This is a genomic window from Georgenia sp. Marseille-Q6866, from assembly GCF_965111665.1.
On the sequence record NZ_CBCOOR010000019.1, the window covers coordinates 50823 to 59790 of the forward strand.

An 8968-nucleotide genomic window follows, 5' to 3' on the forward strand; every position below is an offset into this window, starting at 1 on the left:
TAGCAGTCGGTCGGTCAGGTCCGGTCCGTGCCGCGAGTGCGCTGCGGCACCACGGCTCGAGCGTAGACGTCGCGCAGCTGGGCGACGACGTCCTGTGGAGTGGGGAGGCGACCCGCCCGGGCCCGTGCGGCGTCCCGCAGCCGGTCCCGCTCGGCGTCGTCCGTCAGCAGCCGGGAGACGGCCGCGGCGAGCTGCTCGGCCTGCGGCGGGACGAGGACGGCGGCGTCGGCCGTCACCTCGCGCGTGCCGCCCACGTCGGTCGCGACGACGGCGGCCCCGGCCTGCAGGGCCTCCTGCACGGCGAGCGGCTGCCCCTCCCACGTGCTCGTCGACACGACGACGTCGGCGACGGCGTTGAGCGCGGTGACGTCGTCGCGGCGGCCGGCGACGACGACGGGCAGCGCCTGGGCACGGACGCGCTCGGCGAGCTCATCGGCCAGGGGCCCGTCCCCCACGACGACCCACCGGAAGGCGGGCGCACCGCTGCGCACGAGGGTGGCGGCGGTGTCGGTGAGGAGTCCCAGGCCCTTCTGCGGCGCCAGGCGCCCGACGGTGAGGACGAGCCGCTCCTGCGCCGTGAGACCGAGGGAGGCGCGCAGCTGCTGCCGGGCGGCGTCGTCGAGCGGGCCGCTCTCGGCGCGAGCCGGTGCGGGGACCAGGGCCCGCTGCGCGGAGGCGCCCAGGCGGGTGGCGCGGGCGACGAGGTCACCGCTCACCCCGAGGACGAGGTCGGCGCCGCGCGCGACGACGCGTTCGAGGACGGCCGCCACCGCCTGCACCTTGGGGCCTCCCACGGGGAGGTTGTGAAGGGTGACGACGACGGCGGGCCTCGCCCGCATCGCGCGGGTGGCGAGCACGGCGGCGGCCCCGGCGCGCAGCCCGTGGGCGTGGACGAGGTCGGTGCCGGCGAGCACGCCGCGCAGCCGCTTGAGGGCCGCGACGTCGCTGGGACGCGGCCGGTCGGCGATGTCGACGACGGCGGTCGGCACGGGTGACTCGGCGACGACGTCGGCCGGGCCGGCGAGGAGCACCTGCTCCCCCGCGTCCGCGAGGAGTCCGGCGACCTGACGTGCGTGCCGGGCGACGCCGCCCGCGCTCGTCGAGGTCAGCTGGACGATCCGCATGGCCCTCACCATGTCACGGCCTCACGACCAGCGCGCGGGACGCAGCGCGGTGCGGTCGGCGAGCACCACCGCGAGCCCGCCGAGCAGCGCGGCACACAGGCCCCCGGCCGCGGCGGCGAGCAGGCCGGACAGGAGCTGGGGACCCACCGCCCCGAGCACGGCGTCGGTGACGAGCCGGCCGGCCAGTCCCCCGGCGGCCGCCCCGGCCGCGCCCACCGCGATGGTCCGCACGAGCCCGCCGAGCGGCGCGTCGGCACCGAGGGCCCGCCGCAGCGCCCACAGCAGCAGGAGGCCGGCGACGGTCATGCCGATCGAGGTGCCCAGCGCGAGGGACCTGAGCGTGGCCGGCCCGTTCCCGCCGTCGGGCGCGGTCACCTGGACGAGGACGGCCGCGGCGACGCTGACGACGAGCCAGCCGGCCGCCGTCGCCGTCACGGCGGCCCGGCCGCGGTCCAGGGTGTACAGGCAGCGGGACACGTGGAAGACGAGCCCGTAGCCGACGACGGCGGGGGCCAGCCAGGTGACCGCCGTCGTCATCCCCTCCATCGTGCCGCTGAGGGAGAAGACGGCCGTGACGCCCGGCGCGACGGCCGCGAGGATGCCCGCGCCGACGAAGGACGCGGCGAGCACCGAGCGGGTGGAGCCGACGGCCATGGCCGCGAAGGCGGCCCGGTCGTGGCCCCCGGAGAGCTCGGCCAGCCGCGGGAAGACGGCGGTGGCCACCGGGACCGCGAGGACGGCGTAGGGCAGGAAGTACACGGCGCGGGAGTACTCCCAGATCGTGACCGTGCCCTCCACGCCCCCGGCACGCGCCAGCACGATGAACACGACGACGCTCACCTGCTGGGCGAGCAGCGCGCCGATCCCGGCCGCGGCGAGGTTGAGCGCGCGGCGGCCCACGCCGGGCGGGAAGTGGAGCGCGGGGCGCAGGCGCACGCCGCTGCGCACGACGGGCACGAGCAGCGGCAGGCTCATCGCCGCGACGCCCAGGGTGGTGCCCCAGGCGAGCCAGTCGAGCGCGGACTGCGCCAGTCGCTCAGGGTCGTCGGCCATCCCGCCGGAGAACGTCCCGAAGGCGAGGTAGGCGCCGATGACGACGACGCTGGACAGGAGCGGGGCGATCGCCGGGAGGAGGAAGCGCCGCTGTGCCTGGAGGACGCCGGTGAGGACGACCCCCACGCCGTACAGCGGGATCTGCAGCGCGAAGATCCGCAGGAAGTAGGTGGCCAGCTGCCGCTGCGTCTCGACGTCGGAGCCGACGGAGTCGGGCAGCAGCCCGACGATCGGGCCGGCGAGGACGGCGACGAGGAGCCCGAGCGGCACGAGGACGGCCAGCGTCCACGTGAGCAGCGCCGAGGCGATGCGGTCGACCTCCCCGCGCAGGTGACGGGCGAGCGGGGCGGCGAGCAGCGGGACGACCGCGCCGGCGAGCGCACCGCCGGCCGCGACCTCGAACAGGACGTTGGGCAGGGTGTTGGCGGTGGAGTAGGCGTTGGCGGTGGCGGAGTCGCCGAGCGTCGCCGACTGGACGAACCACCGGACGAAGCCGACGGCGCGCGAGAGCACCGTGACGGCCGCCATCATGCCCGCGGCGCCGGCGACCCCGGCGAGGACGCGGCGGCGGCCGGTGACCGGTTCGGTCACCTCCCGGCCACCGGGCTCACCGCCGGCCCCACTGGTCCAGGGCGTGGAGGGCCGGGGTCTGGTCGATGACGCGGGAGAAGCTCACGCGCTCGCTGAGCAGCGTGAGGGCGACGACCGCGGCCAGCGCACCGCCCCGCAGGACGCGGGAGGGGTGGGCGGCCAGCGCCGTGCCCAGGGTGGCGCCCAGGGCGTTGGCGCCCGTGTCGCCGAGCATGGTGCGCTCGGACAGGTCGTCGCGCAGCCCGGCGGCCGCCGAGCCGAGCGCGGTGGCGGCGACGGGCGCACCCGGCCCGCCGGCCAGCGTGGTGGCGGCCGCCGCGGCGCAGGTGACCTTGAGCGCCCGGCCAGGGCGCAGGTCGAAGAGGTTGAGTAGGTTCGCGGTCCCGGCGATGAGCGCGGCGCTCGTGCCGCGGTGGACGAGGCGCGCGACGGGCCCCGTGCCGCGAGCGGGGAGCATCAACGCCGCGAGCAGCGCGCCGCCGCCGATCCCGGCGATCTTGAGCGCCCCGGTGGTGACCTGGCCCTCGCGCAGCGCGCCGAGGTGGCCGCGCAGGCCCTTGACGTGGCGGTCGGCGTCCCGCTCGGTGAGGTCGTCGACGGCGCCGAGCGCGCCCGCCGCCCCCGCGGCGACGGCGGCTGCCGCGCCCGTGCGGCCCGAGCCGAGCAGCGCGAGGCTCGTGCCGCCGGCCTGGGCGAGGCCACCGAGGAGGCTCACCTGCCGGCCGGCGTAGTTGGTGCGCTGCCAGCGCTCAGCCCCGCCGGGCGGTGCGGTCTCGGCCGCCACGGTCACCGCACCGGTGGCGGCGACCCCGAGCAGCGCGGCCCGCAGGCGCCCCATCAGGCGGCGTCCTCGTCGGCGGCCTCGTCCTGCTCGGGCTCGGGCACGGCCGGCGGGGGCAGGTAGACGGCGGCGGGACGGGCGCGGTGGCCTCGGCCCCGACGCCGTAGTGCCCCACCTCGCCGGAGATGTCGACGGCGAGGGCCATCGGCACGCTGAGGCGACCGGTGAGCTCGCTGACGGAGTCGGTGGTCGTCACGGCCTCGGCCGCCTCGGAGCCGGCGCGCAGGGCGCTGACGAGGTCGAGCTCGGTGGCGGCCGAGCCGGCCACGACGGTGCCCTCACCCGTCGCGGCGATGCCGCGGGCCAGGGCGACCTCCTCGGCGAGGCGCTGCTCACGGGTCTCGACGTCGGCAGGCTCGGGGCTCTCGTCGGGGCCGGTGGCCTCGCTGCGCGGGGCGACGACGACGGTCGCGTTGGCGGCCTGCTCCGGCTCCTCGACGACCTCGACGAGCGGGTCGTCGGCGGAGACGAGCAGCTCGAGGAGCGTCTCGGCGTCGGTCGTGGGTGTGCCGTCGACGTCGCTGCGGGTGAGGGCCTGGCCCAGGGCGGTGCCGAGGATGTCACCGGCGTCGGCGCCGTCCTCGGGCGCGGGGTCGAGGTAGCCGAGGATCTGGCCGGAGAAGCTCGAGCGGAAGGTCGCGGTCGCCGGGTCGGTCCACGCCTCGGTCACCTGGACCTGGCCGGTGACGGTGGCGCCGGCCTGCTCGAGGCGCAGGCGCACGTCGGCGACGTCGTCCTCGTTCGCGGCGGGCAGGACGACGACGGCGACGCTGCGGCCCTCGAGACGCGAGCCGAGGGTGGCGGGGGCAACCTCCTCGAGGAACTGGTCGCGGTTCTCGCGCTCGACCTCGCTGACCTCGAGCTCGGTGCGCAGCCTGTCACGGTCCTCGCGCAGCTCCTCGACCTGACCGGTGAGCTGGTCACCGAGGGGTTGGTTGAGAGGGCCGGCACCGAGGAGGATGCCCAGCGCCAGGGCCAGGAAGACGGCGATGAGAGAGACGAGGTGGTAGCGGAAGTCGATCATCGTGCTCCTACGAGGTGGGCGCGGGCGGGGCGATGCCCAGCAGGTCCTTGATGGCGGCGAACAGGCCGTCGAGCCGCGCCATGACGATCTGGAACAGCGCCTGGCCGAGCTCGGTGGAGAAGAGCGCCACCCCGATGGCCAGGAGCCCGGCGAGCGCGAGCAGCACGATCTGCAGCGTCGAGATCCGGGTGCGGTAGAGCTGGGAGACGCCCTTGGCGTCGACGAGCTTGGACCCCACGCGCAGGCGCGTGAGGAAGGTCGAGGCCATGCCGGCGCGGCCCTTGTCGAGGAACTCCACGAGGGTGGCGTGGGTGCCGACGGCGACGATGAGCTCGGCGCCCTTGTCATCGGCCAGCAGCATGGCGACGTCCTCGCTCGTGCCGGTGGCGGGGAAGACGACGTGGTCCACTCCCAGCTGCTCGACGCGGGCCATGCCGGGCGCGCGCCCGTCGCGGTAGGCGTGGACGACGATCTCGGCGCCGCTGCGCAGGGTGGAGTCGGACACGGAGTCCATGTCCCCGACGATCATGTCCGGCGTGAGCCCGGCCTCGATGATCGCGTCCGCGCCGCCGTCGACGCCGATGAGGACGGGGCGGTACTCGCGGACGTAGGACCGCAGCATCGCCAGGTCCTCCTTGTAGTGGTAGCCGCGCACGACGATGAGGACGTGGCGGCCCTCGATGGCGGTGTGCACCTCGGGCACGCCCACGCCGTCGAGGAGGAGGTCACGCTCGCGGTTGAGGAAGTCCATCGTGTTGCCGGCGAAGGCCTCGAGCTGGACGGACAGTCCCTCCCGGGCCTCGGCCATGGCCGCGGCGACGCTCTCCTCGGTCTGCTCGGTGCCCTCGGCCACGAGGACGTCACCGGAGTAGACGGCGCTGCCGTCCACGCGCACGGGCCGTCCCTCGCGCAGCGCCATCACCGAGCCGCCGAGGTCGTCGACGAGCGGGATGCCCTCCGCGACGATGATCTCCGGGCCGAGGTTGGGGTAGCGCCCGGAGGTGGACTTGGCGGCGTTGAGCACCGCGGCCGGGCGGCAGGCGACGAGCGCCTCGGCCGAGACACGGTCCAGGTCGAGGTGGTCGATGACCGCCACGTCACCTGGCTGCAGGCGCTTGGTGAGGTTCTTCGTGCGCGGGTCCACGCGCACGGGACCGGTGACACCGGGCCCGGTGTCGGGGGGCGTGCGGCGACGGAAGAGGGGACTCACGCGAGTCATCGTGCCACGACGGCGCGGTCGAGAAGCTCCGCGGCGTGGCGGCGCGCCACGTCGGAGTCCTCCTGCCCCGACAGCATGCGTGCCAGCTCCTGCTCCCGCTCGGGCCCGGTGATCTCGCGCACGTCGGTGATCGTCGTCTCGCCGGTGGACTTGCTCACGAGGAGGTGGGTGTCGGCGAAGGCCGCGACCTGGGGCAGGTGGGTGACGACGACGACCTGTGCCATGCGGGCCAGACCGGCCAGCCGGCGGCCGACCTCGATGGCGGCGCGGCCACCCACGCCGGCGTCGACCTCGTCGAAGACGAAGGTGGGGCGCACGGCCGTGTCCCCGTCCGGCGTGGCGACGGCGACCTCGAGGGCGAGCATGACGCGCGACAGCTCACCGCCGGAGGCACCGTCGCCGAGCGGGCGGGGTGGCGAGTCCGGCCGCGGCTGCAGCAGGAGTCCCACGTTCTCCGCGCCCCAGGGGCCGGGCTCGGGCAGCGGCTCGAGGCGCACCTCGAGGTGGGCGCCGGGCATCGCCAGGCCGGCGAGCTCGGCGTCGACCGCCTCGGAGAGCCGGGAGCCGGCGTCGGTGCGGGCGGCGGTGAGTCGCTCGGCGAGCTCGCCGAGGGTGGCGGTGAGGGCGGTGAGCTCCTCGCGGAGCGCGGCGCCGCCGTCCTGGGGGCCGTCGATCTCGGCCAGCCGGGCCGCGGCGGCCCGTGACCACTCCCCCAGCTCGTCGGTGCTCTCCAGGCCCAGGCGCAGGGCAGCGTCGCGCAGCGCGGCCCGGCGCTCGTGGACGGTCTGGAGGCGGTCCGGGTCTGCCTCCAGGGAGGAGAGGAAGCCGGACAGCTCGGTGCCGACGTCGGACAGGAGGTAGGACACCTCGGCGAGGCGGGTGGAGAGGGCCGCGAGCTCGGGGTCGCTGACGTCGAGGGCGCGGCGCGCGTCGTCGACGAGGACGGTGGCGTCCTGCTCGGCGCCCTCCCCGGCCCCGAGGAGGGCGGCGTGCGCGCGGCCGGCGGCCAGCCGCAGCTCCTCGACGTTGCCGAGCCGCTCGGCCTCCGCGCGCAGGGCGTCGTCCTCACCGGGCTGGGGGTCGAGCGTCTCGAGGAGCTCGAGGTTGGTCCGCAGGCGCACGGCCTCCCCGGCGCGCTCGTCGGCCCGGGCCTGCCACTCCTCCAGGCGCGCCTGGACCTCGGTGAGCCGCTGCCACGTGACGCGGTACTCCCCGAGCAGCGCGGAGACGCCGGCGAAGGCGTCGAGCAGCGCCCGCTGCCGGGCGGGTGAGCGCAGGCGCAGCTGGTCGGACTGGCCGTGGACGGTGACGAGGTCGGCGGCGAGCTCACCGAGGAAGGCCTGCGGGACGCTGCGGCCGCCGGCGAAGGACCGGGAGCGGCCCTGGGCGGGCACGGCGCGCGCGAGGAGGAGGGCGTCGTCGTCGAGGGAGCCGCCGGCGTCGGTGACGCGCGCGGCGACGTCGTCCCCGACGAGGAAGGTGCCCTCGACGACGGCGCGCTCGGCGCCGCTGCGGACCATCGCGGGGTCGCCCCGACCGCCGAGCAGGAGGTCGAGCCCGGTGAGGACCATGGTCTTGCCGGCACCGGTCTCACCGGTGATGACGGTGAAGCCCGCCCCGAGCTCGAGGGTGGCCGACGCGATGACACCGAGGTTCTCGATCCGGATCTCCTCGATCACGGGTCCTTCCTCCCCCCGCGCCACCCGGTGACCGGGAGCGCGAACTTCGCCACCAGCCGCCCGGAGAAGGGCGTGGGCTCGATGCGCGCCAGCCGCACCGGCTCGGTGCCGCGCCGCACGTCGATGTGGGAGCCGACGGGCGCGGGCAGCTGGCGGCGCCCGTCGCACCACACGTCGCCGCCGGAGAGGTTGCGGTCCAGGACCTCGACGGCGAGCACCGACGAGGGCCCGGCGACGAGCGGGCGGGCGAAGAGCGCGTGGGCGGCGATGGGGACGACGAGGAGCGCCTCGACGTCGGGCCACACGACCGGCCCTCCGCCGGAGAAGGCGTAGGCCGTGGAGCCGGTGGGGGTGGCGATGACGATGCCGTCGCAGCCGAAGGAGGACAGGCCGCGGCCGTCGACGCCGAGGGCGAGCTCGATGACCCCGGAGCGGTCGACCTTCTCGATGGTCGCCTCGTTGATGGCCCAGCCGGTGTGGACCTCGCCCGCGGGGGTCTGGACCTCGACGTCGATCGTCATCCGCTCCTCGACGGTGTAGTCGCGGTCGGCGATGCGCTGGACGACCTCCCCGAGGCTGTCGGGGTCGGCCTCGGCGAGGAAGCCGACGTGCCCGAGATTGACGCCGATGAGCGGGACGTCGCGGCCGCGGACGAGCTCGGCGGCGCGCAGCAGGGTGCCGTCACCACCGAGGACGAGGACGAGCTCGGGGTCGTGAGCAGGGTCGTCGTCGAGCTCGCGGATCGGCTCGATGCCGAGCTCGCGCAGCCCGGCCTCTGCCTGCGCGGCCGCGGTGACCGCCTGCTCGCGCCACTCGTGGCTGACGAGGAGGACCCGGCGGCTCACGGCGCCACCGCCGGGCGCTGGTCGATGGCGGCAGCGATCACGGCGTCGAGCTCCTCGGGTGGGTGGACGCGGCTCGGGTCACGGCGCAAGCCTATGAAGTACTCGACGTTCCCGCTGGGACCGGGCAGCGGGCTGGGTACGACGGCGTAGGTCCCCAGGCCGAGCGCCGCGGCGGCGTCGGCGACGGTCCGCACGGACTCGGCGTGCAGGGCGGGGTCGCGCACGACACCGCCCTTGCCCAGACGCTCCTTGCCGACCTCGAACTGAGGCTTGACCATGAGGAGGAAGTCGGCGTCCGGCGCGGCCGCGGCCGCGAGGGCGGGCAGGACGAGGGTGAGGGAGATGAAGGACAGGTCCCCGACGACGAGCCCGGGTGCCGGGGCGACGGCGGCGGGGTCGAGGGTGCGGACGTTCGTGCGGTCCAGGACGGTGACCCGGGGGTCCTGCTGGAGGGACCACACGAGCTCGCGGCGATCTCCCCGCACCTCACCGGCAGAATGCCCTGAAACGGTCGTCATTCGTCGTCTCCTTCGCAGAAGGTCGTGCCCGCCATCGCAGTCGCGGCCGTGTCGAGTGCTCGGTCGAGGCGCCC

Annotated in this window: 8 protein-coding genes; all 8 read right to left on the bottom strand. The window is 75.8% G+C overall.

Annotated features, from left to right (window positions below; translation table 11 throughout):
* Window positions 1–14 precede the first annotated feature (14 nt).
* Window positions 15–1124 carry a glycosyltransferase family 4 protein gene (locus tag ACWPXV_RS14725; RefSeq protein ID WP_454085921.1) on the bottom strand — a complete coding sequence of 370 codons (1110 nt, stop codon included), beginning with the start codon at window positions 1122–1124 and terminating at the stop codon, window positions 15–17.
* Window positions 1125–1145: 21 nt separating this feature from the next.
* Window positions 1146–2768, bottom strand: a complete 1623-nt coding sequence (gene murJ / locus ACWPXV_RS14730; RefSeq protein ID WP_454085922.1) for a murein biosynthesis integral membrane protein MurJ — start codon at window positions 2766–2768, stop codon at window positions 1146–1148.
* A gap of 16 nt (window positions 2769–2784) precedes the next feature.
* A complete protein-coding gene (locus tag ACWPXV_RS14735; RefSeq protein WP_454085923.1) occupies window positions 2785–3606 on the bottom strand; it encodes a hypothetical protein in 822 nt (273 codons plus the stop codon).
* Window positions 3518–4633 (bottom strand): copper transporter, encoded by a 1116-nt coding sequence (locus ACWPXV_RS14740; protein WP_454085924.1) that lies wholly within the window; start codon window positions 4631–4633, stop codon window positions 3518–3520. Before ACWPXV_RS14740 ends, ACWPXV_RS14735 begins: the two co-directional genes overlap by 89 nt.
* Before the next feature lie 7 nt (window positions 4634–4640).
* The gene (gene steA, locus ACWPXV_RS14745; protein ID WP_454085925.1) at window positions 4641–5852 is read right to left on the bottom strand and encodes a putative cytokinetic ring protein SteA; all 1212 of its coding nucleotides are present in this window, start codon (window positions 5850–5852) and stop codon (window positions 4641–4643) included.
* Entirely contained in the window at window positions 5849–7531 is a 1683-nt protein-coding gene (recN, locus tag ACWPXV_RS14750; protein WP_454085926.1) for a DNA repair protein RecN, read from the bottom strand. The genes steA and recN overlap by 4 nt, the downstream gene beginning before the upstream one ends.
* The gene (locus tag ACWPXV_RS14755; RefSeq protein ID WP_454085927.1) at window positions 7528–8376 is read right to left on the bottom strand and encodes an NAD kinase; all 849 of its coding nucleotides are present in this window, start codon (window positions 8374–8376) and stop codon (window positions 7528–7530) included. The genes recN and ACWPXV_RS14755 overlap by 4 nt, the downstream gene beginning before the upstream one ends.
* Window positions 8373–8968, bottom strand: a 596-nt coding sequence (locus ACWPXV_RS14760; protein ID WP_454085928.1) for an SAM-dependent methyltransferase, incomplete at its 5' end; no start/stop codon positions are given. The genes ACWPXV_RS14760 and ACWPXV_RS14755, both read right to left, overlap by 4 nt.

What these genes read in the sequence shown, in the direction of transcription:
- ACWPXV_RS14725 (WP_454085921.1), bottom strand. Translation starts at nt 1,124, where the DNA reads ATGCGGATCGTCCAGCTGACCTCGACGAGCGCGGGCGGCGTCGCCCGG.
- ACWPXV_RS14740 (WP_454085924.1), bottom strand. Translation starts at nt 4,633, where the DNA reads ATGATCGACTTCCGCTACCACCTCGTCTCTCTCATCGCCGTCTTCCTG.
- steA (WP_454085925.1), bottom strand. Translation starts at nt 5,852, where the DNA reads ATGACTCGCGTGAGTCCCCTCTTCCGTCGCCGCACGCCCCCCGACACC.
- ACWPXV_RS14735 (WP_454085923.1), bottom strand. Translation starts at nt 3,606, where the DNA reads ATGGGGCGCCTGCGGGCCGCGCTGCTCGGGGTCGCCGCCACCGGTGCG.